The organism is Pseudomonas saxonica, from assembly GCF_007858365.1.
In the GTDB taxonomy this organism is placed as follows: Bacteria; Pseudomonadota; Gammaproteobacteria; order Pseudomonadales; family Pseudomonadaceae; genus Aquipseudomonas; species Aquipseudomonas saxonica.
This window is the reverse complement of record NZ_VFIO01000008.1, coordinates 134,106-158,617: the sequence shown is the minus strand read 5'-3', so window position 1 is coordinate 158,617 and position 24,512 is coordinate 134,106. Positions and strand designations below refer to the sequence as shown.

Sequence of the window (24,512 nt, the reverse complement as noted above, 5' to 3'; positions counted from 1 at the left end):
AATGGCGGCAGTTCTAGTTGGGCAATTTCATGCAAGAGACGCGGAAGGTCGTGTCTATTCCGTGCATGAGTTCGAAAATACCGAAGCGACAGGTGAACAACCCGCAACAACCTACAAATTGGCCATTGGCGATCGTGTCAAAAAGATCGATGAGGATCATTACGAACTGGTTCAATCGGGCGTTAGCCTGATTCGTGACCCGGCTCCAGTGATCACGGCTTAACCAGTTTGTCCGGCATAGCGCTGAAGTCACAGGATGAGACTTGGGTCAGGCTTCGCAACGCTGAAACCTCATCTGCTGAACATGGACTTCACGCATGCGCTTACGCCATATCGAAGTGATTCAGGCTATTTTGCAAACGGGCAGCCTCGCCCATGCCGGCGAGTTGCTGCAATTGCCGATAGCCACCGTCAGCGCCACGCTGCAAGAGGCCGAGCAACAGCTCGGCCTCATGCTGTTCGCCAATGTCCGCGGCCGGCTTCAAGCCACCCGTGAAACCCTTCAGTTACAACCCCTTGCCAACCAGCTTTATCTGGATTTCGAACCTTTGCGCAGGCTTGGCGATGCATTGCGTCAACCTATGGAAGCGCCATTGCGCGTGGTCTGTAGCGAGACATTGACGCAACCCTTACTGCCTCAAAACATCGCTGCGTTAAGACGCCGTTTTCCTGATACCCCAACGACCCTAAGCAGTCAGCCACTGACTGAAATGGTACGCCGCCTGCTGATGGATGAAGCCGATGTCGGTTTTAGCCTCCATACCTGCGAGCATGCGGGCATCGACCATCACACACTGGCTCACGGCAAAGTACAGCTGCTGGCCCCCCATGGTTGGTTATCCCCCAAGAAAAAGTACATTGCCCTGCACGATCTGGCCGGGCAATCGATGATCGGCTTGCTTGAGCCCGATCCCCTGAGCCGTTTGCTCGATAGCAAACTGCACGCCTTGCACCCCGTGCCGGCGATCAACATTCGGGTCCAGAGCTATCAAATGGTACGCAGCATGGTAGAAGCGGGCGAAGGGCTGGCACTGGTTGACCCGTTTACTGCCGTAGGCGCTAAGAACAATGGGCTGGATGTTTGCCCGCTGTCACCCGCCATACCGGTGACCCTGTATGCACTGACACGCAAAGACAGGGTTATCAGCCCCGCCCTGTCAGCCTTGCTGGACATCGCAGGGCAAAAGGCAGAAAGCTTGCTGGCCGATCAGGGGCTGGTAACGCTTTGACATGCGAATGATGGCAAACACCAACCCATAGTCGCTGTCGATCAGCGCAAGGCTTCGATGGCTGCCGAATATAAGCTATTTCGGTGAGCGGCAAACCCGTGCCCGAAGAAGTAGAAGCAGCCTGCACAACCTTCATTTTTGCAGCGCTGAACGATCGATTCTGAATCAGCTCGAACTTTTAATTAAATTTCAGAATTTTCTTACAGCTCAGGTAATGGCCCATGAGTTAGCGTTCAACCTTAACTTAAGGGATGAACCAGCATGCCCTCCTTAACTTGGCCAACTTTATTTCAGCCTGAATATTCAAGGATGTTCACATGCCTTGCTGACCCTGTGGTTTATGGGCGACAAGGGGCACTCATGAACCGGACACTCAAAGTTCTGGGTGCATTGACCAGCGCAGCATTGTTGGCTGGTTGCACGTTAGGAAAGTCCGAGACATTCACCTTTACCGCTGATTTACCGCCGAATTTTTATTATCGAGCCTCTGCTGTCTATGTCCCTGCAAAAGGCGAAACCTGCAGCGTACCGGGAGGTAAAAACACGCGGGTGGGATACAACCGCCATTGGCCAAAAGATTACAAAAACGAGTCGATTGTTGCGTTATACCGCACCGTCAGTGGGTGCCCGCTGGTGATTAGTCGGCTAATAGTGGAACTCTACGGAAAGTATGGAGATGACTTTGGCGATTTTGGAAGCGACAGTGCAAATCTAGTAATACGTGAAGAATTACCCGATGAATACAGAGAGAAATTCAACCAGCAAAATGAAAGCGCTTTTTATGGACAGTGCGAATGGTTATTTAGAACGTCAGGAGGTAAACGCCGCATCGTCAAAATACTCGACTGTAAAGACGCCGATGCCAGCGGCACTCTGAATACAGGTCGTCCTGTCGCGGGTTATACGTTCGACCAACTGCCGGGAAAGACTGTCAAAATAATAATAACGTTGAACACTGATGAGAGACCCTATATGAAAGACACGTGGGTAAAGGTGCCGAATGGCTGGAAACGCTGCATGGGGAAATCTTTTAAAGATCAATCTGCGTTCTGCTACGGAAACTATAAAGACTTCAGTAGCTTCATGATGCCTGACGGAAAACAGTGCACCATTTACCCTGGCTGCACAGAATAAAAAGGGCTAACAAATGAGCATCCAAGACAGCCTGAAAAACATCAACTTTAAAGATCGCGTTTTAGCCTGCCCAGCAATGGGAAAGACAACCCGCTTTCAATTAGTCGATGAGTTCGGTTCAGGCGAGCCCTATGCCGGACTTGCTTTCGAAGTTACAGATTCAGAAGACCTAAAGTACAAAGGTTTTTTAAATGCTAACGGCACAGGCGAAGTAAAAAATCATTGCGCAGGGGCCATCGCACTTACATTCAACACGGCCTATCACGGAACCATTGAAACTTATACAAACCTGATGGGACGAGAGCACTATCCCCTTCCGATTACCGAGCTACAAGTCAGAGCTGAGCAGACTCGTTACTTTAAAAAAGACGGTTCACGCACCCATGTAAAACCTTTATCCATCAGCGGTACAGATGAATACTGCCAGGTCGAGGTTCGTCAGCTGGTCAAGCATGTGTCCCACCTGCCGCCTAAGGTACAGTGCCACTTCCCGTTGAACGTGGCGGATCGTCGGCTCATGGGCAGATTTGGCACCCAAGGTGTCTGTATCGCGCCGCAGCGCCTGACGGTGCTTGAAGTGCGGCCCTTACGGGCCTTGCGCCCCCTGCTTTCGACAACACCTGAGTTTTGCGCGCTTAATCTGTATCAACTGGCTCTGATGGCCACCTTGAGTTACTGCCCCTTCGGCCAGGAACCTGACGAGCAACCCGTGACCACACCCCGCGTCAGCTTTAAGCATGAACCGAGCGTGGGTAACTGGTTTGGGGACAAGCTGGCTGCCTTCATGGAGAACTGGCAAGTCAACCCGGAGCAAACCCAACCCTACTACCCATTCTATGAAGAGGTGCCTTACTCCGAGCGACTGGAGATCGTACCTTTCGACCCAGCCTTATACCCGCCCAACAATCCGTTATTGGGGCCGATTCAAGAAAACCCTGCCAGCATTCATTTTCTGGATGACACCCAAGAAGGCCGAGAGGGCACGGACACCCAAGCCTTCGTAACCCATAACCACAGCATCATCCTGATTGCTGTACGCGGCACCAGTGCCGCGCCGGACTTCTTGCGCGATGCCGATGCCCTTCAAGTGCCCTTCGAAGAAGGAGAAGGCAAGGTGCATCGCGGGTTTTATGAAGCGGCGAAAGTAGCATCGACTTTCATCTTGAAGTACCTCGACAGATTTCACACCGGCCAAAAAGTTTTGATCTGTGGCCACAGCCTTGGCGGAGCGATTGCGTTACTGCTCTCGCAAATGTTGCTTTGCCGTAAGGGGTTCGACTACGACGTGCTCCTCTACACCTACGGCGCGCCCCGTGCCGCCGATGCCACCTTTATCAACGCCGCCGCGTCCTTGGTTCATCACCGCATGGTTAACCATAACGACCCGATCCCCAGTGTTCCGGCCACCTGGATGAACACCAAAAGTGCCGTTTACGGCTCCGGCGCGGTTTTGGCCTTTGCCAATGCGCCTGCCGGCCTTTCATTGTTCGCCGCAGGGTTGGCCAATCTGACCGGCGAGCCCTATCAGCATCACGGCACGTTGCGTCACTTTATGCCGGTGGATTTTGGTCAGGGCACGGTCTCGCACATCATGTGGCAACCGCTGTGCGATACCGCCGTCCAGCACGCGGTGTGCAGTGTGGCCGTAGGCTACAAAGACGGGTTGCCCGAGCGCGGCACTTTTTTGCGCCAGCTATTCGACATGGCTCAGCACTATATGGTCGACAGTTACATCCCGCGCTGCTGGGCCGCATTGAAGCGCTACATGGAGGCTCTGGAAACCCAAAACCCGCTGGTAACCAGAGTTGAATACACCTTCGTATCCCGTGGGCTTGAGCAGATCCAGCGCGACTTGCGCGCCGCTTTTAAAGACTCACAAAATCGCCCGGACAAATACCGGGAGGCGCACAAAGACATGAATTTGCGGCTGATAAAAGAAGTCGAAAACATCACCCACACCGTCAAACGCTTGTACCCCTTGAGCCTTAAACCGGTGACCGGCGCCGATGTATACGGACACTTTGCCGAGCAGCCCGAGCACCTCAATGAGTGCGTGGAACGCTGGCTGGCTCACACTGAAAACCACCGCACCGAACAACTGGCGATGCTGCCAGAACCCCGTAAAGAGATGTTCAGGTTCTCCTCGCTGAAAGACCCGCTGCTTAACGCTGAAACTATAACGGGCTGTTTTACCGGCGACATTCTGGATTTAGGTTAGTGCGCGTTCACTCGAACAATAAATACCAAAAAATCGCCACCTCGCGAGTCTGCGGATCAATGCCTCGGTAGCGTAAACCATCAATACCGCCCACCTGATACCCACAACGCTCATACAAGCGACAAGCGCCAATGTTGTTGTTTTGGGTCTCAAGCATGATGCCGGGAAGGTTTTTCTTAAGGCTCCAGAACTTGACCACATCCAGCAATGACTTGGCCACGCCATGGCGGCGGGCACGGGCCGCAACAGCCAATTCATCAACATGGGCAAAGCCATTCCAGTTGGTGCTGACCACCACATGCCCCACCGCCTGATTGTCCAGATAAGCCATGAAAATCGCGCTGTCTGAACCACCGAGGTAAGCCGCAAATTCATCAGGGTCTATGCCGTAGCACTTGCGGTAAGGGGTGATCATCTCCAAGGGCCAATGTTCGACCTTTTTACCCTGATCAACCTGTGCATACGCTTTCACATCAAAGCTGAAATCGTTGCCCCACACATAGGGGGCAAACCCTTCATCTGCAAGCCGTACTGAAACCTCAGGGTCCTTAGGGTGCATAACGAGGTACATGAACAATCCTTTTCTGTCGCCAAACACTGCCCTGGATTCAGCTCAAGGCTATTGCAACGTTTGCCCTTTGGCTTCGAGAAGTTGAGCCCATAACGAAGGCGCACCCGCCGATTTTGCAATCACTTCGAGACGTGCCGCGTGCTCTGCCAGCTCCGCATCGCTTGCACGAATGATCCGGCCTGGCTGACGATCGGCCGCCAAGCGACGAATTTCGGTGGCCTGATTGCCCGAGCCCTCGCCAGAACCATTACCGTCAGAGGCGTTACCCGCCAGCGACAGGCTGGTCTGGCCGCCCGTCATGGTCAGGTAAACGTCTGCCAGAATCTCGGAGTCGAGCAAAGCGCCGTGCAGTTCACGGCCCGAGTTGTCTACACCATAGCGTTTGCACAACGCATCCAGGCTGTTGCGCTGCCCTGGGTGTCGCGCTCGGGCCATCATCAACGTGTCGAGGATGGTGCAGTGCTGAGTGAGGTCAGCGCGGTCGGTCTGACCGATCAGGGCAAATTCGTTATTCAGAAAGCCCACGTCAAACGCAGCGTTATGAATGATCAGTTGCGCGCCTTTGATGAAATCAAAAAACTCGTCGGCCACTTCGGCAAATCGCGGTTTACCCACCAGAAACTCATTGGTAATACCGTGAACGCCAATCGCACCCTCGTCGCTTTCGCGGTCAGGCTGCAGGTACACGTGGAAGTGCCTGCCTGTCAGGCGACGGCCCATCAACTCGACGCAACCGATCTCGATGACCCGGTGGCCGTCGGTAACCGGCATACCGGTGGTTTCGGTATCGAGTACAACGCTACGCATGCTTGATGCCCCTCATTTCGTCCACACCGCGGTTGGCCAACTGGTCTGCGCGCTCGTTGCCGTAATGGCCGATATGACCGCGCACCCACTCCCACTTCACGGTATGACGATTGACTTGCTCATCGAGCATTTTCCACAAATCGGCATTTTTAACCGGTTCTTTGGCGGCGGTTTTCCAGCCGCGTTTTTTCCAGTTGACCATCCACTCTGTGATGCCTTTCATCACGTACTGCGAGTCGGTTACCAGTAACACTTCGCACGGACGCTTGAGTTCCTCAAGGCCACGAATGGCTGCCATCAGCTCCATACGGTTATTGGTGGTGTTAGGTTCACCGCCCCACAGCTCTTTCTCGACGCCCTGACACACCAGCAAAGCCCCCCAACCCCCGGGGCCGGGATTACCCTTGCAGGCACCATCGGTGAACATTTCAACACTATTGCTCATTACAAACTTTCCAGAAAAGGCTGCTACGGCCTGCCAATCAAGGATCAGCAGCACCCGGGGCCGAGTGAATTCGACCCGACATGAAATTAGGGTTCAGTATGACGCCGAGTGACCTTGGCCATCGGCAGCGGAATCAGCTTGCCCATCGGCTCGCGGCGCATCGGGTTGACCGGACGCAGGCCCACCACTATTTTGCGCGCAACCAATACATAGAAGCCGCCACCGGCCAATTGCCAGCTTCCCGCCTTGCGCTCCCAGCCCGCCAAACGGCTTTGCCAGGCAGCAGATGCCAGCGGCGGACGATAGCACCCGAAGCGACGTTTCTCCAGCGCAAAGCCCAGCAAATTCAGCCAGTCAGCGACCCGAGAAGGCGAAATACAACGCGCCCTGGACAGCGCATCCTTGGCAAAAACATGCCTCAGGCCCCAACTGCTCCAAGGGTTTATGCCCACAATCAACAAATGCCCGCCAGGTCGCACACTACTGGCCGCTTCACGCAACAAGCCATGGGGTGACAGGCAAAAATCCAGGCCATGCTGCAACACCACGACATCGGCAGCATGCTCACATAAAGGCCAGGCCTGCTCTTCACAGATGATTTCGACGCCGGGCAGCGGCGCCCCCAAACGCACATTACGCTGTACTTGAGGGGCCTTGGGCGGGGTGTCGGCACCCGGGCCGTAATGCACCAGATAACCGCCGAAAAACCGCCCCAGTTCGTCCTCCAGCACCCGCTGCTCATCTTCGAGCAGCAATTGCCCGTGGGGGCCAGACAACCATTCCCGCGCCGAACTGATCAGCGCCAGCCATTCCGGATCGGCCTGAGCCAATACTTTATCGGTCATTGCTCCTCCAACTCGCCATGTGGGTATCACAGGACCTAAGATGCGCCTTTGTTTCAGACATTGGAATTGCGCCATGTTACAGATCGACGCCCTGCCCGCCTTCAGCGACAACTACATCTGGTTGTTACAAGACACAACGAATCAACGTTGCGCCGTGGTCGATCCGGGTGACGCCGCCCCTGTTCTGGACTGGCTGGCCCAACATCCGGGCTGGGAGCTCAGTGACATCCTGATCACTCACCACCACGCCGACCATGTGGGCGGGGTTTTGCCGCTGCTTGAACACACTAACGCGAAGGTCTGGGGGCCGGCACTTGAGAACATTGCGGGCCGACAAGTGGCGCTCAATGACAATGATGCTATAGAAGTGCTGGGCCTTAAGTTCGACGTACTGCTCGTTCCGGGCCACACACTGGGTCATATCGCCTATTACCACCACGATGCGTCGCCCCCCTTACTCTTCTGCGGCGACACCTTGTTTGCGGCAGGTTGTGGGCGACTGTTCGAGGGCACTCCCGAGCAAATGCATCACTCGCTTAGCCGCCTGGCGGCGTTGCCACCGCAAACTGCAGTGTTCTGCGCGCACGAATACACGCTGAGCAATCTGCGCTTTGCCCAAGCGGTAGAACCCACCAATACAGATATTGCAGCCCGAACCTTGCAAGTCCAACAATGGCGAGATCAGGGTCGTATCAGCCTGCCTTCTTCTATTGCACTCGAATTACGCACAAATCCGTTTCTTCGGGTTACCGAAACATCTGTTAAAGAAAAAGCTGACGAATGGAATAAGCGCAACAACAACTCGCCCAGTGCGGTATTTGCCAGCTTGCGAAGCTGGAAAGATAAGTTCTGATCAAGCTCGCGGTTAACCCTGAAATTCTGAACAGTTGACCGCGCCCCACCTGCTTTCTAGAATCGCCCGACATTTTTGCCCGAACTTTTCTTTAGCCAATGTCATCATTCAAAGGTAACTCCATTAATTCAGATGCATTGACGCGCTTGGTTAAAGCCATCGCGGTAGCTGTGTCCGCCACCCTCGCGGGCTGCCAATCCATGGATCACTCGGCCCAACCCTCCGAACGGGCCAGTCTCAAAATCACCAAACGTATTCCTCAAGAGCCCCTCTGGCTCAGCTCCAAACCGAGCCCCGTTGCGCCACAAGATGTATGGGAACGGATGCGTCAGGGTTTCAAATTGCAAGATGGCCAGAACGTTAACCCCCGCATCGAACAGCAGCGCCTTTGGTTTGCCAGCAACCCATCTTTTCTCGAAAATGCCGGCGAACGCGGCAGCCTCTATATCCACTACATCGTTGAGCGCCTCGAAGAACGCAACATGCCGCTGGAGCTGGCCTTACTGCCGGCTATTGAAAGCGCCTACAATCCGCTGGCTTACTCCCACGCCAATGCCGTCGGGTTATGGCAGTTCATCCCCTCAACAGGGCGCTACTTCAATTTGCGCCAGACCCGCGCCTACGATGGCCGTCGTGATATTACCGCCTCGACAATCGCCGCTCTGGACTACCTGAACCGCCTGCACGACATGTTTAACGGTGACTGGTTGCTGGCGCTGGCAGCCTACAATGCAGGCGAAGGCACAGTCAGCCGAGCCATTGAACGCAACGAAAAACTTGGCTTGCCGACTGACTACTGGAACCTGCCTTTGCCGCAGGAAACCAAAGATTATGTCCCCAAGTTACTGGCACTCTCCCAAGTGGTTCTGGCCCCTGAAGCCTATGGCATCAACTTGAACCCGATTGCCAACGAACCCTACTTTGAAACAGTAGAAATCAAACAATCGATGGACTTGTCGCGCGTCGCTGCGCTGGCCGAGATCGATGAAGACGAGATGTTTCAACTCAACCCGGCCTACAAACAACGTGCAACCACCGAGGGGCCACAGCTTTTGCTGGTACCCACGGCCAAAGCCCAACTGCTAACGGCCAGCCTGTCCAACCTCAGCTCCGACCAGCTAGTCAGTCTGCGCCCCAACAAACCGGTGTTCGACAAAGTTGTAAGCACATCGACCGCGCGATTGAACCGCAAGTACCGGGTTAAAAGCGGCGACAACCTGACCCTGATTGCGAAAGCCAACAAGGTCAACGTCAAAGACTTGCAACACTGGAACAAACTCAGCGGCAACAACCTCAAGGCCGGCCAGATTCTGGTCATGCAAGACACACGCAAGCCAACGGCCAAAAAACCTACACGGTACAAAGTTAAAAAAGGCGACTCGCTGTACATCGTTGCCAAGCGATTTAACGTTGAGATGCAACACCTCAAACGCTGGAATCCGAACAGTGCCAAAGCCCTTAAGCCCGGACAAATGCTGACGGTATCCAAACCGCGCTAAGCCGAAAGTTGGGCCCGCCACGGGTAAGTAGAGTCCTACTAACAAGCAGGACGCTACTTACCCGTAGTGCTTTCCAGTGCAGCCTTTTTCCTACAGATACAAGCTGTTACTGTACGGAAACCCTAAGCCCAATGCCTGGATCGGATCTCTGCCTTGATGCGTCCCCTCCTCCCGCTATTCATCAGCCTGGCCTTGAGCTTTCCCGCAAGCGCTGCCATCAGCGAAAGCCACGGCTATGCGCAGTTCGGCACACTCAAGTACCCGGCCACCTTTACCCATTTCGACTGGGTGAACCCCGACGCCCCAAAAGGCGGGACGTTGAAAGTCATGGCGTTTGGCACCTTTGACACACTCAACCCCTATACCTTTAAAGGCACAAGCCCGGTTTCGACTGCCAATTTCCTGCAATACGGGGTCAACGAGCTTAACGAAACCCTGATGGCCGGCACCGGACAGTACGCCCCCTCAGGTGACGAACCGACCTCCAGCTATGGCCTGATCGCACAATCGGTCGAATACAACGAGGACCGCAGTTGGGTGGTATTTAACTTACGTCCTGAAGCGAAGTTCCATGATGGCGCACCGATTACCGCCTACGACGTCGCCTTTTCATACAATCTCCTTCTCAAAGAAGGTCATCCTCAATACCGGACCAACCTTCAAGAAGTTCAGCGCGTGGACATTCTGGGGCCCAAGCGCATTCGCTTTGTATTCAAACGCTCGGGCAACCCGCTGTTGATTTTACGGTTGGGCGAATTACCGGTTCTGCCCCAGCACTACTGGGCAACGCGTGACTTCAAAGCCACTACGTTTGAGCCACCGCTAGGCAGCGGGCCTTACCGTATTACCAAGGTCACTCCGGGGCGACAGCTGGTTTTTGAACATGTTAAAAACTGGTGGGGTGCCCATTTGCCGGTCAATCGTGGCAAATATAACTTCAACCGTGTCGAAGTTGAGTTCTATCGCGACAGCGACGTGGCGTTCGAAGCGTTCAAGGCGGGTGAGTTCGACATCTATATCGAGCATCAGGCCAAGAACTGGGCCAATGGCTATAACTTCCCGGCCGTGCGCCGGGGAGAGGTCATAAAAGCTGAAATCACTCACCAGATTCCGACTCAAACCCAAGGGCTGTTTATGAATAGCCGACGCAGCACCTTTGCGCAGACAAAAGTCCGCGAAGCGCTGGGCTTGATGTTTGACTTTGAATGGACCAACCGTGCGCTGTTCAACGGTGCCTATAAGCGCGCCCTCAGCTATTACCCCAACAGTGAATTCTCGGCCAGCGGCCTAGCCCAAGGTCACGAGTGGTTAATGCTGTCGCCATGGCGTAGCCAACTGCCGCCCGAACTCTTCACCCAGGCATTTGCCTTGCCGCGTACCGAAGGTCAGGGCATCCCCCGTGAAACCCTGCGCCATGCCCTGCAACTACTGAGTGAAGGCGGCTGGAAGCTGTCACAGCAACGCTTGCTCGACAGCGACGGCAACCCGTTGCGTTTCGAAATACTGCTGGTAAATCCCAACCTTGAGCGCATATTGCAGCCTTACGTTGAAAACCTGGCCAGTATTGGCATCGATGCACGGCTGCGTACCGTGGATCGCGCCCAGTACAAACAGCGGCTGGATCAGTTCGACTTCGACATGATCCTGATGACCCTCGACCAAACCTTAAGCCCCGGGCTTGAACAGTGGCAGTACTTCCACTCAAGCCAGGCCAACGTCAAGGGCAGCAAAAATTATGCAGGGGTTGCGAATCCGGTCGTCGATCAACTGCTTGAACGCCTGCTGGCTGCACAAACCCGCGAAGAACAATTGGCCGCGGGCCGGGCGCTGGATCGCGTCCTGCTCTGGCAGCACTACAGCATCCCTAACTGGTATCTGAATTATCACCGCCTGGCGTACCGCAACCGGCTCGCCTTCGTGACTACGCCCCCCTATACATTAGGCCTCAGTGCGTGGTGGCTAAAGACTACGGAGAAAACCCAATGATGCCCTTGCGTACGTTACTCAAGCCGTTGAGTGGCCTGCTACTGGCCAGCCTTGCCTGTGCGGCACTGGCGGCCCCGCAGCATGCGTTGACACTCTACGATGAGCCGCCCAAATACCCGGCCAACTTTAAGCATGTCGATTACGTCAACCCGGATGCACCCAAGGGCGGAACCTTTCGAAAATCATCGCTGGGCAGCTTTGACAGCCTCAATCCGTTTATCAACAAGGGCGTGCCGGCCGACGATATTTCATTAACGTTCGACACCCTGGCACGGCAAACCCTGGATGAGCCATTCACCGCCTATGGTCTGATCGCTGAAAAAATCGAAAAAGCCCCTGACAACAGTTGGGTGCGTTTTTACCTGCGCCCAGAAGCCAAGTTCAACGATGGCCATCCAATCCGCGCCGAAGACGTTGTCTTCAGCTTTGACACCCTCATGAAAAATGGCTCGCCCCTGTTCAAGGGCTATTACAGCGACGTCGATCAAGCCATCGCAGAAACCCCACTGCAGGTGAAATTCACCTTCAAGCACACCAAAAATCGCGAATTACCGTTAATTCTAGGCCAGCTTCCTGTGCTACCCAAGCACTGGTGGGAAACGCGCGACTTTGCCAAGGGCAGCCTTGAAGTGCCGGTGGGCAGCGGCCCATACACCATCACCGAGATCAAGCCTGGACGCTTTATTCGGTATGAGCGCAACAAGGATTACTGGGGCAAAGACCTGCCTATCAACAAGGGCCTGTACAACTTTGACACGATCACCGTCGATTACTTTCGCGACAACAGCGTGGCCTTTGAGGCACTCAAGGCCGGGCAGTTTGATTATTGGCTAGAAATCAGCGCCAAAAATTGGGCCAGCGCCTACAACGCGCCTGCATTTACCCAAGGTCGCTTGAAAAAAGAAGAAATCCGCAATCACAACCCGACCGGCATGCAGGGTTTTGTGTTCAACCTGCGCAAGCCGATGTTCCAGGATGTGCGGGTGCGTGAAGCGCTTAGCCTGTTGTTCGACTTTGAGTGGGCCAATAAGCAACTGTTCAGCGGCGCTTACGCACGCACCGGCAGTTATTTTGAAAATTCGGAAATGGCTGCCAAGGCACCGCCCAGCGAAGCAGAGCTGGCGATTCTGGAACCTTTGCGCGGGCAGGTCCCTGACCAAGTGTTCACTGAGGCTTTCAAACCCAATGTCACCGACGCCAGCGGCATGATCCGTGACCAGCAACGTCGTGCTTATCAACTCTTGCAAGAGGCCGGCTGGCGCATCGTCGATGACAAAATGGTCGATGCACAGGGCAAACCGGTGAAAATCGAGTTCCTGTTGGCGCAAACCGAGTTCGAGCGAATCCTGCTGCCCTACAAACGCAACCTCAGCGACCTGGGTATTGACCTGCAAATTCGCCGGGTCGACACCTCTCAATACCTCAACCGTCTGCGTTCGCGCGATTACGACATGATTGTAGGCAGCTTCCCGCAATCAAATTCACCCGGTAGCGAACAACGTGAATACTGGGAGTCGCAGAGTGTCGACAAGCCCGGCAGTCGAAACTTCATCGGCCTCAAAGACCCGGCCATTGATCAATTGACTGAAGGCCTGATCAATGCCGAATCCCGACAAAGCCTGATCAACCATGCCCGCGCACTCGACCGCGTACTGCAATGGGGCTTCTACGTGATTCCCAACTGGCACATCAAGACCTGGCGCGTAGCTTATTCCAGCCACATCGGTCATCCCGAGATCACGCCCAAGTACGACATCGGTACCGATACCTGGTGGGCGAAACCGGATTCACAACCTGCGAAACCCCCTCAACCTGAAAGCGCGAGCCAGGAGCCTTAAATGCTGGCTTATATCATCAGGCGACTGCTGCTGATCATTCCGACCTTGTTCGGGATTCTACTGATTAACTTCATCATCATTCAGGCCGCACCGGGCGGCCCGGTTGAGCAGATGATTGCCAAACTCGAAGGCTTTGATGGCGCCACCAGCCGTATTGCCGGCGGCGGCTCCGAAGTCTCGGTGGCGGGGGCCAATTACCGGGGCGCACAAGGGCTGGATCCGGAGCTGATCAAAGAAATCGAAAAGATGTATGGCTTCGACAAATCGGCACCGGAACGCTTGTGGATCATGATCAAGAACTACGCGCAACTGGACTTCGGCGAGAGCTTTTTCCGGGATGCCAAGGTGATCGACCTGATCAAGGAGAAGATGCCTGTATCCATCTCGCTGGGTTTGTGGAGCACGCTGATCATGTACCTGGTGTCGATTCCGCTGGGCATTGCCAAAGCCACACGACACGGCAGCCGCTTTGACGTCTGGACCAGCTCGGCGATCATAGTGGGCTATGCGATCCCGGCATTCCTGTTCGCCATCCTGTTGATTGTGGTGTTTGCCGGCGGCAGTTACCTGGACTGGTTTCCACTGCGCGGTCTGACCTCCAACAACTTTGACGAATTGAGCCTGACCGGAAAGATTCTCGACTATTTCTGGCACTTGGTATTGCCTGTCACGGCGCTGGTGATCGGCAACTTTGCCACCATGACCCTGCTGACCAAAAACAGCTTTCTGGATGAGATCAACAAACAATACGTGGTCACCGCCAAAGCCAAAGGACTGACCAATCACCGTGTCCTGTATGGGCATGTATTTCGCAACGCCATGCTGCTGGTGATTGCAGGTTTCCCTTCCGCCTTTATCGGGATTTTCTTCACCGGCTCTTTGCTGGTCGAGGTGATTTTCTCCCTGGACGGTTTAGGCCTCATGAGTTTTGAAGCTGCAATCAATCGCGATTACCCGGTGGTATTTGGCACCTTGTTTATTTTTACGCTGGTCGGCCTGATCGTGAAATTGATCGGCGACCTTTCTTACACCTTGGTAGACCCGCGTATCGACTTCGAAAGCAGGAAGCATTGAGATGAAATTGTCCCCCCTCAATCGACGACGTTTCGAACGTTTTAAAGCCAACAGACGCGGCTGGTGGTCGTTATGGATCTTTCTTGTGCTGTTCGGGCTGAGCCTCGGTGCAGAACTGATCGCCAACGACAAACCCCTGGTTATCCACTACGAAGGCGAATGGTTTTTCCCGGCCCTTAAACGTTACCCGGAGACAGACTTTGGCGGCGAGTTCCCACTCGAAGCCAACTACAAAAGCCCGTACATTCGTGAACTGCTCGCCAAAAAAGACGCCTGGGTTCTGTGGCCGCCCATCCCGTACAGCTATCAGAGCATCAACTACGACCTGAAAGTCCCGGCCCCTGCCCCGCCTTCTGCCGAAAACTGGCTGGGCACTGACGATCAGGGCCGGGATGTACTCGCACGGGTTATTTACGGTTTCCGAATATCTATTCTGTTCGCTCTGACGTTAACAGTGCTCAGTTCAATAATTGGCGTGATTGCCGGGGCACTTCAGGGTTTCTACGGAGGCTGGGTCGACCTGGCCGGTCAACGCTTTCTGGAAATATGGTCCGGGTTACCGGTGCTGTATCTGCTGATCATCCTCGCCAGCTTTGTGCAACCCAACTTCTGGTGGCTGTTGGGAATCATGTTGCTGTTCTCATGGATGAGCCTGGTCGATGTGGTACGCGCCGAGTTCCTGCGGGGCCGCAACCTGGAATACGTGCGCGCCGCCCGAGCGCTGGGCATGAAAGACATGGCCATTATGTACCGCCATATCCTGCCCAACGCGATGGTGTCGACCATGACCTTTATGCCTTTTATTTTGACCGGCGCCATTGGCACCCTGACCGCACTGGACTTTTTGGGCTTCGGCCTGCCACCCGGAGCACCGTCATTGGGCGAACTGGTGGCACAGGGCAAATCCAATCTGCAAGCGCCGTGGCTGGGCATAAGCGCCTTTGCCGTGCTGGCCATCATGCTCAGCCTGTTGGTGTTTATCGGCGAGTCCGCTCGCGATGCGTTCGACCCGAGGAAATGAGATGACGCAGGACAATCTGATTCAAGTGCGTGATCTCTCCGTCGAGTTTGTCAGCGGTGAACACCCACATCGGGTGGTGAAAGGCATCAGCTTTGACATCAAACGAGGTGAAACCCTGGCGCTGGTCGGCGAAAGCGGCTCAGGTAAATCGGTGACCGCGCATTCGATTTTGCGCCTGCTGCCCTACCCGCTGGCACGCCATCCCACGGGCAGCATCCTGTATGACGGTCAGGATCTATTGAGCCTCAATGAGAAAAAGCTTCGGCATGTTCGCGGCAATCGCATCGCCATGATTTTTCAAGAGCCCATGACTTCGCTCAACCCGCTGCACTCAATTGAGAAACAAATCAACGAAGTACTGGGCATCCACAAAGGGCTGACCGGCAAGCAAGCCACTGCGCGCACCCTGGAGCTGCTTGAGCTGGTGGGCATACCTGAGCCTCACAAACGCCTTAAAGCGCTGCCACACGAGCTGTCAGGCGGGCAGAGACAACGCGTCATGATTGCGATGGCCTTGGCCAACGAGCCGGAACTGTTGATCGCAGACGAGCCGACCACTGCGCTGGACGTTACGGTGCAGTTGAAAATCCTCGATTTGCTAAAGGATTTACAAGCCCGCTTGGGCATGTCCTTGTTACTGATCACCCACGATTTGAACCTGGTTAGACGAATTGCGCACCGAGTATGTGTCATGCAGCGAGGTTCAATCGTCGAACAAGCATCGTGTGAACAGCTGTTCCGTTCACCGCAGCATCCGTACACACAGGAGCTGCTGAATGCGGAGCCCAGCGGAGACCCGGCCGCTACCGTGGCAGGGCCGACATTGCTGGAGGTCGACGACCTGAAAGTCTGGTTCCCGATAAAAAAAGGGCTGATGCGTAAAACCGTTGATTACGTGAAGGCGGTCGACGGCATAAACTTCAGTCTGCGTCAGGGTCAGACCCTGGGCATTGTAGGGGAAAGCGGATCAGGCAAATCGACACTCGGCCTGGCGATTTTGCGTTTAATTGCCAGCAAGGGTTTGATCCGTTTTGAGGACAAACGGCTAGACTGCATGTCTCAGCAAGAAGTCCGACCTTTACGTCGGGAAATGCAGGTGGTGTTCCAAGACCCGTTTGGCAGCCTCAGCCCACGCATGAGCGTCAGCGAAATTGTCGGTGAAGGCTTGCGCATTCACCGCATGGGCACTGCCGAGGAGCAGGAAACCGCAATTATTGAAGCCTTGCGAGAAGTAGGTCTGGATCCGGAAACCCGGCACCGCTACCCTCACGAGTTTTCAGGTGGGCAACGGCAACGAATCGCCATTGCCCGCGCACTGGTTTTAAAACCGGCGTTGATTCTGCTGGACGAACCAACCTCAGCGTTGGACCGGACCGTACAACGCCAGGTTGTTGAGCTTTTACGCTCACTGCAAGTCAAGTACAACCTGACGTATTTGTTTATCAGCCATGACCTGGCTGTCGTCAAAGCGCTGAGCCACCAGTTGATGGTGGTCAAGCATGGCCAAGTGGTCGAACAGGGTGATGCGCAAAGTATCTTTGCCTCACCGCAACATCCATATACACAACAGCTGCTGGAAGCCGCCTATTTGGCACCAGTGGCTGTCGATTAATCTGATAGAGGAACAACACATGGGTTTTCTCGCCGGTAAGCGCGTCCTGATCGTCGGTGTCGCTAGCAAATTGTCCATCGCTTCTGGCATTGCTGCCGCCATGCACCGTGAAGGCGCTGAACTTGCTTTCACTTATCAGAACGAAAAGCTTAAAGGCCGCGTAGAAGAGTTCGCAGCAGGCTGGGGCTCAAACCCTGAACTGTGCTTCCCTTGCGACGTTGCCAGCGATGAAGAAATCGCCAAGGTCTTTGAAGACCTGAGCAAAAAATGGGATGGCCTGGACTGCATCGTTCACTCCGTAGGTTTCGCTCCGGGCGACCAGTTGGACGGTGACTTCACCGACGCCACTACCCGTGAAGGTTTCCGCATCGCTCACGACATCAGCGCTTACAGCTTCGTGGCGCTGGCCAAAGCTGGCCGCCCAATGATGAAAGGCCGCAATGGCAGCCTGCTGACCCTGTCTTACCTGGGCGCAGAGCGCACCATGCCGAACTACAACGTCATGGGTATGGCCAAAGCCAGCCTGGAAGCCGGCGTACGTTATCTGGCAGGCAGCCTGGGCCCTGAGGGCACTCGCGTTAACTGCGTATCGGCTGGCCCGATCCGTACCCTCGCAGCTTCGGGTATCAAGAACTTCCGTAAAATGCTGGCGGCCAACGAAGCGCAGACTCCACTGCGTCGTAACGTCACCATCGACGAAGTCGGCAATGCCGGCGCCTTCCTGTGCTCCGATCTGGCATCGGGCATCAGCGGCGAAATCATGTACGTAGACGGCGGTTTCAACACCACCGCAATGGGCAGCCTCGAAGAGTAAACCCTTCGTTAAAGCCGCTTCTCAAAACGCCCGGTGCAGTCTATGCACCGGGCGTTTTGCATTTATCAGACAGTGAAACTGTTACTCCTCGTCCCTGCTACAGGAATAAGGGTAAAAGATAAAAGCATGCAAAAAAAATGGCCGCTCAAAGAGCGGCCATTTTTAGTGAAGCAGGCAGAACGCTTAGTAGCGCTCAACCTTGGCTTCGTTTTCCAACTGCTTGCGGTACGCGGCAAAATCTTGCTGACCTGCACGCGAGGAGAGATAGCGACGGTAGTCTGCTTTCTCTTCTTCAGTCGGCTTCGCAGCATCGTTGACGCCATTGAGGCGCAGTACAACAACGGTGCCATCGGCCAACGTCACACTGGCAAACGTAGGCTTGTCAGCGGCGACAGGCTTAGGCATACGGAAGACCGCCTGCAGTACAGCCGGGTCAATACCCTCCTGCCCACGTGCAGCTGCTTCCTGAACCTTCCACGACTGACCATCAACAGGCTGATTCAACGGCAGCTTGCCATCGCGCAGCTCTTTGATGATTTCATCAGCACGCGTTTTCGCTGCCGAGCTGGCGTGCTCCTTGACCAATTGCGCACGAATGCTTTCGGACACAGCTTCAAGAGGCAATTGCTCAGGCTTGTGATGCTCTTTGACACGCAACACTACGACAGTCTCAGGATCGAGTTCGATCGCGGTGCTGTTGGCACCCTCATCCATCACCTCAGTGCTGAAAGCAGCCTGGATGACGTCACGATTAGCTGCAATGCCCTTGCCGCCCTGACGACCAAACGGCTCGGAGGTATGCACGGTCAACTTGAGATCTTGTGCCGGCTGAGCCAGGTCAGACGCTTCAAACGCAGAGTCTTCCAACTGCTTGGTCGCATCCACAAAGAGGCGCTCAACCTGCTGGGTTTTCAAGTCACGCGTCAGCTTGTCTTTCAGGCTGGCAAAGCTTGGTACTTCAGGCGCTTCAACGCCCAGCAACTTGATCAGGTGATAGCCAAAGCTGGTGCGAACCGGCTCCGACACCTGATCCTGTTTCAACGCATAAACAGCTGCTTCAAACACAGGATCGTAAACACCTGTTCCAGCGAAGCCCAAATCACCGCCATTGGCAGCAGAGCCCGGGTCTTGCGAGAACTCTTTGGCCAGGGCCTCGAAGCTTTCACCCTTGGCCAGACGCTGCTGAATCTCAGCGATCTTGGCTTTGGCTTGTTCGTCGCTGACCTTGTCATTGACTTCAATCAGGATGTGCGCAGCGCGGCGTTGCTCAGCCAGGTTGGCAATTTCCTTCTGATAAAGCGCTTGCAGCTCATCGTCCTTGACCGCTACCTGATCAAAGAAGGAGGACTTCTTCAACTCGATGTAGTCGATCACGACCTGATCGGGCGTCATGAATTCCTTGGCATGCTCGTCGTAATACGCCTTGATTTCATCGTCGCTCACTTTCACCGCAGCCGGGTCGGCTTTGATGTTCAGCGAGGCGAAATCACGGGTTTGTTTATCGAGACGGGCAAAAGCGTTCACTTGCTCATCGGTCACAAACCCACTGCCGGCCAAACCGGCACGCAGTTGACCGATCAGCATTTCCTGGCCCAGCATTTCGCGGAATTGCAGACGACCGTAACCCAGCTGACGAATCACCTGATCAAATCGTTCAGGGCTGAACTGACCGTTCTCCTGAAACTCAGGCGTCTGCAGGATCACTTGATCCAGAGCCGCTTCAGAGAAGGAGAACTTCGCGTTATTAGCGCCCTGCAACAGCAGCTTGCGATCAATCAACCCTTTAAGGGCCGCTTCACGCAGCATTTTTTCATCGAGCAGTGAAGCATCGAAATCCTTGCCAAGCTGTTGCATCAGCTGACGACGTTGCATGTCGACAGCCTGACTCAGCTCAACTTGCGTGATCTCTTCGCCGTTAACCTTGGCCGCATCCTTGCTGGTTGAGGTGGCTTGAAAAATGGCATCGAAACCGGTCAACGCCATTAACGCGACGATGACTCCGATGATGGTCTTGGCAATCCAGCCTTGTGAATTGTCCCTGATATTTTGCAGCATGCTTCCCCCAGAAACGGTCTTGCACAATGAGCAACCGTGGAGCGTGGGTAGAGTCCGGATAGAAGAAAGGCGCATCCGAGGATGCGCCTTTTCTTAACTGGCGGAGCGGACCGGGCTCGAACCCGCGACCCCCGGTGTGACCTGCCAATGTTGCCATCGACTGCACTACCGCTCCGCTGCCAAGCCTGGCGTGCGCCTGACCCGGTTGGGTAAAAAGTGTTGCAGAAACTTAGTTAACGGCTTCTTTCAGTGCTTTACCGGCTTTGAAGCCTGGTTTTTTGGCAGCTGCGATTTTCAGCGCTTCGCCAGTCTGTGGGTTACGGCCCGTGCGAGCAGGACGATCAGTCACAGAAAAAGTACCAAAACCAACCAGTACCACTGAGTCGCCAGCCTTTAGAGCGCCAGTGACGGATTCGATTACTGCGTCCAGCGCACGGCCGGCTGCAGCTTTCGGGATATCAGCAGATGCAGCGATAGCATCAATCAGTTCCGACTTGTTCACTCTAAGTCCCCTTATATCTATTTGAGTATGTTTCTAAAGTTTTTGGTAAAAAGCAAGACGACTGCTGAAGCGCTTATTGAGACTGCATGAGCCGCTTTATAACAAGGGCTCTAAACAGCGTCAACAAGCCCTTCAGGCAAAGCCATATTAATGCGTGCTAATTCTTTCCTTAGAGTCAGACTCTCGCTTGTCGTCCTTGGCAACAATCTCGGGAGCCACATCCGGCAAGGGCTCCGGCGCGTATTGCAGCGCAATTTGCAGGACCTCGTCAATCCATTTAACCGGTTTGATCTGAAGATCCTGTTTTATGTTGTCAGGAATTTCCTTCAGATCGCGAACGTTTTCTTCAGGAATAATGACTGTTTTTATACCGCCTCGGTGAGCAGCCAGCAGTTTTTCCTTCAAGCCCCCGATAGCCAGAACCTGGCCCCGCAGCGTAATTTCACCTGTCATCGCAACATCGGCGCGTACCGGAATCAGCGTCAAAGCAGAGACTAAAGCGGTGCACATACCGACACCCGCGCTCGGTCCATCCTTAGGTGTCGCGCCTTCCGGCATGTGGATGTGAATATCGCGTTTCTCGTGGAAATCCAATGGGATACCGAGGCTTTTCGCACGACTACGAACCACAGTCAGTGCAGCGGTAATGGACTCCAGCATCACATCGCCAAGCGATCCAGTCTTGATCAACTGACCCTTGCCTGGCACAACTGCGGCTTCGATAGTCAGCAATTCGCCGCCAACCTGCGTCCACGCCAAACCGGTCACTTGACCGATCTGGTCTTCCTGCTCAGCCAAGCCATAGCTGAATTTTCTTACACCCAGGAAGTGCTCCAGAAGCTCAGGCGTCACCGTGACGGCGAAGCGTTTTTCCATAGCGTGCTCTTTGACTGCCTTACGACAAACCTTCGCAATCTGGCGCTCAAGACCTCGCACACCCGCTTCACGTGTGTAGTAACGAATGATGTCGCGGATGGCTTCGTTGTCGAACGCCAGCTCCCCTTTCTTCAGGCCGTTGGCCTCAATTTGCTTGGGTGCGAGGTATTTGACAGCGATGTTGATTTTTTCATCTTCGGTGTAACCCGGCAGTCGAATGACTTCCATCCGGTCCAGCAACGCCGGCGGAATATTCATCGAGTTCGAGGTACACAGGAACATTACGTCAGACAGGTCGTAGTCGACCTCAAGGTAATGATCATTGAAGTTGTGGTTCTGTTCCGGATCAAGCACTTCAAGCAATGCAGAAGCGGGATCGCCGCGCATGTCGCTGCCCATCTTGTCGATTTCATCGAGCAAGAACAGCGGATTGCGCACGCCTACTTTTGTCATTTTTTGAATCAATCTACCCGGCATCGAACCTATGTAGGTACGACGATGGCCGCGTATTTCGGCTTCATCACGCACGCCACCCAAAGCCATGCGTACGAACTTTCTGTTTGTTGCGTGGGCAATAGACTCTGCAAGAGAGGTTTTACCGACACCAGGAGGACCTACAAGACACAGAACCGGGCCACGAATCTTCTTCACGCGCTTTTGCACAGCGAGGTATTCGAGAATCCGTTCTTTAACTTCCTCCAGACCATAGTGGTCAGCGTCAAGAATGTCTTCGGCACGCTTGAGATCAAGGCGAACCTTGCTCTGCGCCTTCCACGGCACCTGTACCAACCAATCGATGTAGGAACGCACCACAGTGGCTTCAGCGGACATTGGCGACATCTGCTTGAGCTTGTTCAGCTCAGCCTGGGCCTTGGCCATGGCGTCTTTAGGCAAGCCTGCCGCATCGATTCGCTTTTTCAGCTCTTCGATTTCGTTGTGACCTTCGTCACCGTCACCCAGCTCTTTCTGAATAGCCTTCATCTGCTCATTCAGGTAGTACTCGCGCTGGCTGCGCTCCATTTGCTTTTTGACACGGCCACGGATGCGTTTTTCAACTTGCAGCAAGTCGATTTCAGCGTCGAGCAACGCCAGGACATGCTCAACCCGGGCTTGCAGGTCGAGAATCTCAAGGATTTCCTGTTTCTGTTCGATCTTCAGCGCCATGTGGGCGGCCATCGTATCGACCAGACGGCTCGGCTCATCGATGCTGTTGAGCGATGACAGCACTTCCGCCGGGACTTTCTTGCCCAGCTGCACGTACTGCTCAAACTGCGAGATCAGGCTACGGACAAAGACTTCGGATTCACGCTCAGGGGCGGCCACTTCATCAATCAAAGAGACTTGCGCGCTCAGATAGCCGTCAGCCTGACCAAATTGCTCCACAGCACCACGCTGCTCGCCCTCAACCAGCACCTTAACCGTACCGTCAGGCAGCTTGAGCAATTGCAAAACGGTAGCAATGGTACCGACACGATAGAGCGCGTCTTCACCCGGATCGTCGTCAGCAGGATTTTTTTGAGCCAACAGCAAAATTTGCTTGTCGCCCGTCATCGCAGCCTCAAGGGCCTCGATCGATTTCTCGCGTCCCACGAACAGTGGGATAACCATGTGCGGATAAACCACAACATCACGCAATGGCAGGAGAGGCAATTCGATGGTTGTCTTCATGATTTCGCCTCTACGGCGGCCATAAGGCCGTAATCAGATGGATATAAGCTTGAAGCCAAGATGGGGGCAGTTCCGAAAAAAAACAAGCGTTTAGCGACAGGAAAAACAAAGGGGCCCGTAGGCCCCTTCGTCAACACGTCACGTGCAATAAGCAGTAATACACTTACGCGTCAGGTGCAGCCTTTGCAGTCGCTTCGTTGTTTTCGTAAATCAACAACGGTTTGGACTTACCTTCAATAACGCTTTCGTCGATCACCACTTTACTCACCTCGGACTGCGAGGGGATTTCATACATGGTGTCGAGCAGCACGCCTTCAAGGATCGAACGCAGGCCCCGTGCGCCAGTCTTACGCTCAAGCGCACGCTTGGCCACGGCTTTCAAAGCGTCAGTACGGAATTCGAGATCAACACCTTCCATCTCGAACAGTTTGCCGTACTGCTTGGTCAGCGCGTTTTTAGGCTCAGTCAGAATCTGCATTAACGCTTCTTCATCCAACTCATCCAACGTCGCCAACACAGGGAGACGACCGACAAATTCAGGGATCAGACCAAACTTGACCAAATCGTCAGGCTCGACTTCACGCAGTGACTCGCCAACCTTCTTGCCTTCTTCCTTGCTGCGCACTTCAGCACTGAAACCAATGCCACCACGCGTGGAGCGAGCCTGAACAACTTTCTCAAGGCCCGAGAACGCACCACCACAGATAAACAGAATATTGCGGGTATCAACCTGCAAGAATTCCTGCTGCGGGTGCTTACGACCACCTTGAGGCGGTACGGAAGCCACTGTGCCTTCAATCAGTTTCAGCAATGCTTGCTGCACACCTTCACCGGAAACATCACGGGTGATGGAAGGGTTATCAGACTTGCGTGAAATCTTGTCGATCTCATCGATGTAGACAATGCCCATCTGGGCCTTCTCGACGTCGTAATCGCATTTCTGAAGCAGCTTCTGAATGATGTTTTCCACGTCTTCACCGACGTAACCCGCTTCAGTCAGCGTGGTTGCATCAGCAATGGTGAACGGTACATTCAGCAGACGCGCCAAGGTCTCTGCCAACAGGGTTTTACCCGAGCCGGTAGGGCCAATCAGCAAAATGTTACTTTTGCCGAGCTCGACGTCGTCGTTCTTCTTGTCGCGCTGGTTGAGGCGCTTGTAGTGGTTGTACACCGCTACAGCCAAAACCTTTTTGGCACGTTCCTGACCAATGACGTATTGATCAAGGATGCCGCTGATTTCTTTTGGCGAAGGTAATTTATGCGCGCTGCTTTCGGCCTGGGCTTCCTGCACCTCCTCACGGATGATGTCATTGCACAGGTCGACGCATTCGTCGCAGATAAAGACCGAGGGGCCGGCAATCAATTTGCGCACTTCATGCTGGCTTTTGCCACAGAAGGAGCAATAGAGCAATTTGCCGTTGTCCTCGCCGTTGCGGGTGTCAGTCATTCGATCGATCCAAATCCG

General features: G+C 54.4%; 20 protein-coding genes. 12 read left to right on the top strand and 8 right to left on the bottom strand.

What is annotated here, in order from left to right; translation table 11 throughout:
• The first annotated feature begins 1 nt into the window (after nt 1).
• The 4 genes from FJD38_RS18720 to FJD38_RS18705 all read left to right on the top strand — a co-directional run bounded on the left by FJD38_RS18720 (nt 2) and on the right by FJD38_RS18705 (nt 4,581).
• Nucleotides 2–223, top strand: coding sequence for a hypothetical protein (locus FJD38_RS18720; protein WP_122786080.1), 222 nt, complete (start codon nt 2–4; stop codon nt 221–223).
• Nucleotides 224–317: 94 nt separating this feature from the next.
• The gene (locus FJD38_RS18715; protein ID WP_146386825.1) at nt 318–1,229 is read left to right on the top strand and encodes a LysR substrate-binding domain-containing protein; all 912 of its coding nucleotides are present in this window, start codon (nt 318–320) and stop codon (nt 1,227–1,229) included.
• A 360-nt stretch (nt 1,230–1,589) separates the two neighbouring features.
• Nucleotides 1,590–2,363: a hypothetical protein gene (locus tag FJD38_RS18710; protein ID WP_146386823.1), complete on the top strand. Its 774-nt coding sequence runs from the start codon at nt 1,590–1,592 to the stop codon at nt 2,361–2,363.
• A 13-nt stretch (nt 2,364–2,376) separates the two neighbouring features.
• Nucleotides 2,377–4,581: a lipase family protein gene (locus tag FJD38_RS18705; protein ID WP_244302759.1), complete on the top strand. Its 2,205-nt coding sequence runs from the start codon at nt 2,377–2,379 to the stop codon at nt 4,579–4,581.
• A 7-nt stretch (nt 4,582–4,588) separates the two neighbouring features.
• On the opposite strand, the gene FJD38_RS18700 is transcribed toward FJD38_RS18705, so the two are convergent.
• From FJD38_RS18700 to FJD38_RS18685, 4 genes are all read right to left on the bottom strand, one after another.
• Nucleotides 4,589–5,152, bottom strand: coding sequence for a GNAT family N-acetyltransferase (locus FJD38_RS18700; protein ID WP_146386821.1), 564 nt, complete (start codon nt 5,150–5,152; stop codon nt 4,589–4,591).
• A 48-nt stretch (nt 5,153–5,200) separates the two neighbouring features.
• Nucleotides 5,201–5,959: a DNA polymerase III subunit epsilon gene (gene dnaQ, locus FJD38_RS18695; RefSeq protein WP_146386819.1), complete on the bottom strand. Its 759-nt coding sequence runs from the start codon at nt 5,957–5,959 to the stop codon at nt 5,201–5,203.
• The gene (gene rnhA, locus FJD38_RS18690; RefSeq protein ID WP_122786084.1) at nt 5,952–6,404 is read right to left on the bottom strand and encodes a ribonuclease HI; all 453 of its coding nucleotides are present in this window, start codon (nt 6,402–6,404) and stop codon (nt 5,952–5,954) included. Before rnhA ends, dnaQ begins: the two co-directional genes overlap by 8 nt.
• 86 nt (nt 6,405–6,490) lie before the next feature.
• Nucleotides 6,491–7,249: a methyltransferase domain-containing protein gene (locus FJD38_RS18685; RefSeq protein ID WP_122786085.1), complete on the bottom strand. Its 759-nt coding sequence runs from the start codon at nt 7,247–7,249 to the stop codon at nt 6,491–6,493.
• A 73-nt stretch (nt 7,250–7,322) separates the two neighbouring features.
• Here FJD38_RS18685 and gloB point away from each other — a divergent pair, with 73 nt between their 5' ends.
• From gloB to fabI, 8 genes are all read left to right on the top strand, one after another.
• The gene (gene gloB, locus FJD38_RS18680) at nt 7,323–8,102 is read left to right on the top strand and encodes a hydroxyacylglutathione hydrolase (RefSeq protein ID WP_122786086.1); all 780 of its coding nucleotides are present in this window, start codon (nt 7,323–7,325) and stop codon (nt 8,100–8,102) included.
• 98 nt (nt 8,103–8,200) lie between these two features.
• The gene (locus FJD38_RS18675; protein WP_122786087.1) at nt 8,201–9,601 is read left to right on the top strand and encodes a lytic transglycosylase domain-containing protein; all 1,401 of its coding nucleotides are present in this window, start codon (nt 8,201–8,203) and stop codon (nt 9,599–9,601) included.
• Nucleotides 9,602–9,757: 156 nt separating this feature from the next.
• On the top strand, nt 9,758–11,587 hold the full coding sequence (locus tag FJD38_RS18670; RefSeq protein ID WP_146386817.1) for an extracellular solute-binding protein: 1,830 nt from the start codon (nt 9,758–9,760) through the stop codon (nt 11,585–11,587).
• Nucleotides 11,584–13,425: an extracellular solute-binding protein gene (locus tag FJD38_RS18665; RefSeq protein ID WP_146386815.1), complete on the top strand. Its 1,842-nt coding sequence runs from the start codon at nt 11,584–11,586 to the stop codon at nt 13,423–13,425. Before FJD38_RS18670 ends, FJD38_RS18665 begins: the two co-directional genes overlap by 4 nt.
• The gene (locus FJD38_RS18660) at nt 13,426–14,499 is read left to right on the top strand and encodes a microcin C ABC transporter permease YejB (protein ID WP_122786090.1); all 1,074 of its coding nucleotides are present in this window, start codon (nt 13,426–13,428) and stop codon (nt 14,497–14,499) included.
• A 1-nt stretch (nt 14,500) separates the two neighbouring features.
• Nucleotides 14,501–15,520, top strand: a complete 1,020-nt coding sequence (locus tag FJD38_RS18655; RefSeq protein ID WP_122786091.1) for an ABC transporter permease — start codon at nt 14,501–14,503, stop codon at nt 15,518–15,520.
• A 1-nt stretch (nt 15,521) separates the two neighbouring features.
• Nucleotides 15,522–17,132, top strand: a complete 1,611-nt coding sequence (locus FJD38_RS18650) for an ABC transporter ATP-binding protein (protein WP_146386813.1) — start codon at nt 15,522–15,524, stop codon at nt 17,130–17,132.
• Between the two features lie 19 nt (nt 17,133–17,151).
• Nucleotides 17,152–17,946, top strand: a complete 795-nt coding sequence (gene fabI / locus FJD38_RS18645; protein ID WP_003441378.1) for an enoyl-ACP reductase FabI — start codon at nt 17,152–17,154, stop codon at nt 17,944–17,946.
• A gap of 183 nt (nt 17,947–18,129) precedes the next feature.
• Here fabI and FJD38_RS18640 read toward each other — a convergent pair whose 3' ends face one another.
• The 4 genes from FJD38_RS18640 to clpX all read right to left on the bottom strand — a co-directional run bounded on the left by FJD38_RS18640 (nt 18,130) and on the right by clpX (nt 24,494).
• On the bottom strand, nt 18,130–20,001 hold the full coding sequence (locus FJD38_RS18640) for a SurA N-terminal domain-containing protein (RefSeq protein ID WP_122786093.1): 1,872 nt from the start codon (nt 19,999–20,001) through the stop codon (nt 18,130–18,132).
• Nucleotides 20,002–20,230: 229 nt separating this feature from the next.
• Nucleotides 20,231–20,503: an HU family DNA-binding protein gene (locus FJD38_RS18635; RefSeq protein WP_074759350.1), complete on the bottom strand. Its 273-nt coding sequence runs from the start codon at nt 20,501–20,503 to the stop codon at nt 20,231–20,233.
• A gap of 147 nt (nt 20,504–20,650) precedes the next feature.
• Nucleotides 20,651–23,047 carry an endopeptidase La gene (lon, locus tag FJD38_RS18630; RefSeq protein WP_122786094.1) on the bottom strand — a complete coding sequence of 799 codons (2,397 nt, stop codon included), beginning with the start codon at nt 23,045–23,047 and terminating at the stop codon, nt 20,651–20,653.
• Between the two features lie 163 nt (nt 23,048–23,210).
• On the bottom strand, nt 23,211–24,494 hold the full coding sequence (clpX, locus tag FJD38_RS18625; protein WP_122786095.1) for an ATP-dependent Clp protease ATP-binding subunit ClpX: 1,284 nt from the start codon (nt 24,492–24,494) through the stop codon (nt 23,211–23,213).
• Between the last annotated feature and the right edge of the window lie 18 nt (nt 24,495–24,512).

Excerpts from the sequence above, each read along its gene's own strand:
- FJD38_RS18720 (WP_122786080.1), top strand. The coding sequence starts at position 2 with ATGGCGGCAGTTCTAGTTGGGCAATTTCATGCAAGAGACGCGGAAGGT.
- FJD38_RS18715 (WP_146386825.1), top strand. The coding sequence starts at position 318 with ATGCGCTTACGCCATATCGAAGTGATTCAGGCTATTTTGCAAACGGGC.
- FJD38_RS18710 (WP_146386823.1), top strand. The coding sequence starts at position 1,590 with ATGAACCGGACACTCAAAGTTCTGGGTGCATTGACCAGCGCAGCATTG.
- FJD38_RS18705 (WP_244302759.1), top strand. The coding sequence starts at position 2,377 with ATGAGCATCCAAGACAGCCTGAAAAACATCAACTTTAAAGATCGCGTT.
- FJD38_RS18700 (WP_146386821.1), bottom strand. The coding sequence starts at position 5,152 with ATGTACCTCGTTATGCACCCTAAGGACCCTGAGGTTTCAGTACGGCTT.
- dnaQ (WP_146386819.1), bottom strand. The coding sequence starts at position 5,959 with ATGCGTAGCGTTGTACTCGATACCGAAACCACCGGTATGCCGGTTACC.
- rnhA (WP_122786084.1), bottom strand. The coding sequence starts at position 6,404 with ATGAGCAATAGTGTTGAAATGTTCACCGATGGTGCCTGCAAGGGTAAT.
- FJD38_RS18685 (WP_122786085.1), bottom strand. The coding sequence starts at position 7,249 with ATGACCGATAAAGTATTGGCTCAGGCCGATCCGGAATGGCTGGCGCTG.
- gloB (WP_122786086.1), top strand. The coding sequence starts at position 7,323 with ATGTTACAGATCGACGCCCTGCCCGCCTTCAGCGACAACTACATCTGG.
- FJD38_RS18675 (WP_122786087.1), top strand. The coding sequence starts at position 8,201 with ATGTCATCATTCAAAGGTAACTCCATTAATTCAGATGCATTGACGCGC.
- FJD38_RS18670 (WP_146386817.1), top strand. The coding sequence starts at position 9,758 with ATGCGTCCCCTCCTCCCGCTATTCATCAGCCTGGCCTTGAGCTTTCCC.
- FJD38_RS18665 (WP_146386815.1), top strand. The coding sequence starts at position 11,584 with ATGATGCCCTTGCGTACGTTACTCAAGCCGTTGAGTGGCCTGCTACTG.
- FJD38_RS18660 (WP_122786090.1), top strand. The coding sequence starts at position 13,426 with ATGCTGGCTTATATCATCAGGCGACTGCTGCTGATCATTCCGACCTTG.
- FJD38_RS18655 (WP_122786091.1), top strand. The coding sequence starts at position 14,501 with ATGAAATTGTCCCCCCTCAATCGACGACGTTTCGAACGTTTTAAAGCC.
- FJD38_RS18650 (WP_146386813.1), top strand. The coding sequence starts at position 15,522 with ATGACGCAGGACAATCTGATTCAAGTGCGTGATCTCTCCGTCGAGTTT.
- fabI (WP_003441378.1), top strand. The coding sequence starts at position 17,152 with ATGGGTTTTCTCGCCGGTAAGCGCGTCCTGATCGTCGGTGTCGCTAGC.
- FJD38_RS18640 (WP_122786093.1), bottom strand. The coding sequence starts at position 20,001 with ATGCTGCAAAATATCAGGGACAATTCACAAGGCTGGATTGCCAAGACC.
- lon (WP_122786094.1), bottom strand. The coding sequence starts at position 23,047 with ATGAAGACAACCATCGAATTGCCTCTCCTGCCATTGCGTGATGTTGTG.
- clpX (WP_122786095.1), bottom strand. The coding sequence starts at position 24,494 with ATGACTGACACCCGCAACGGCGAGGACAACGGCAAATTGCTCTATTGC.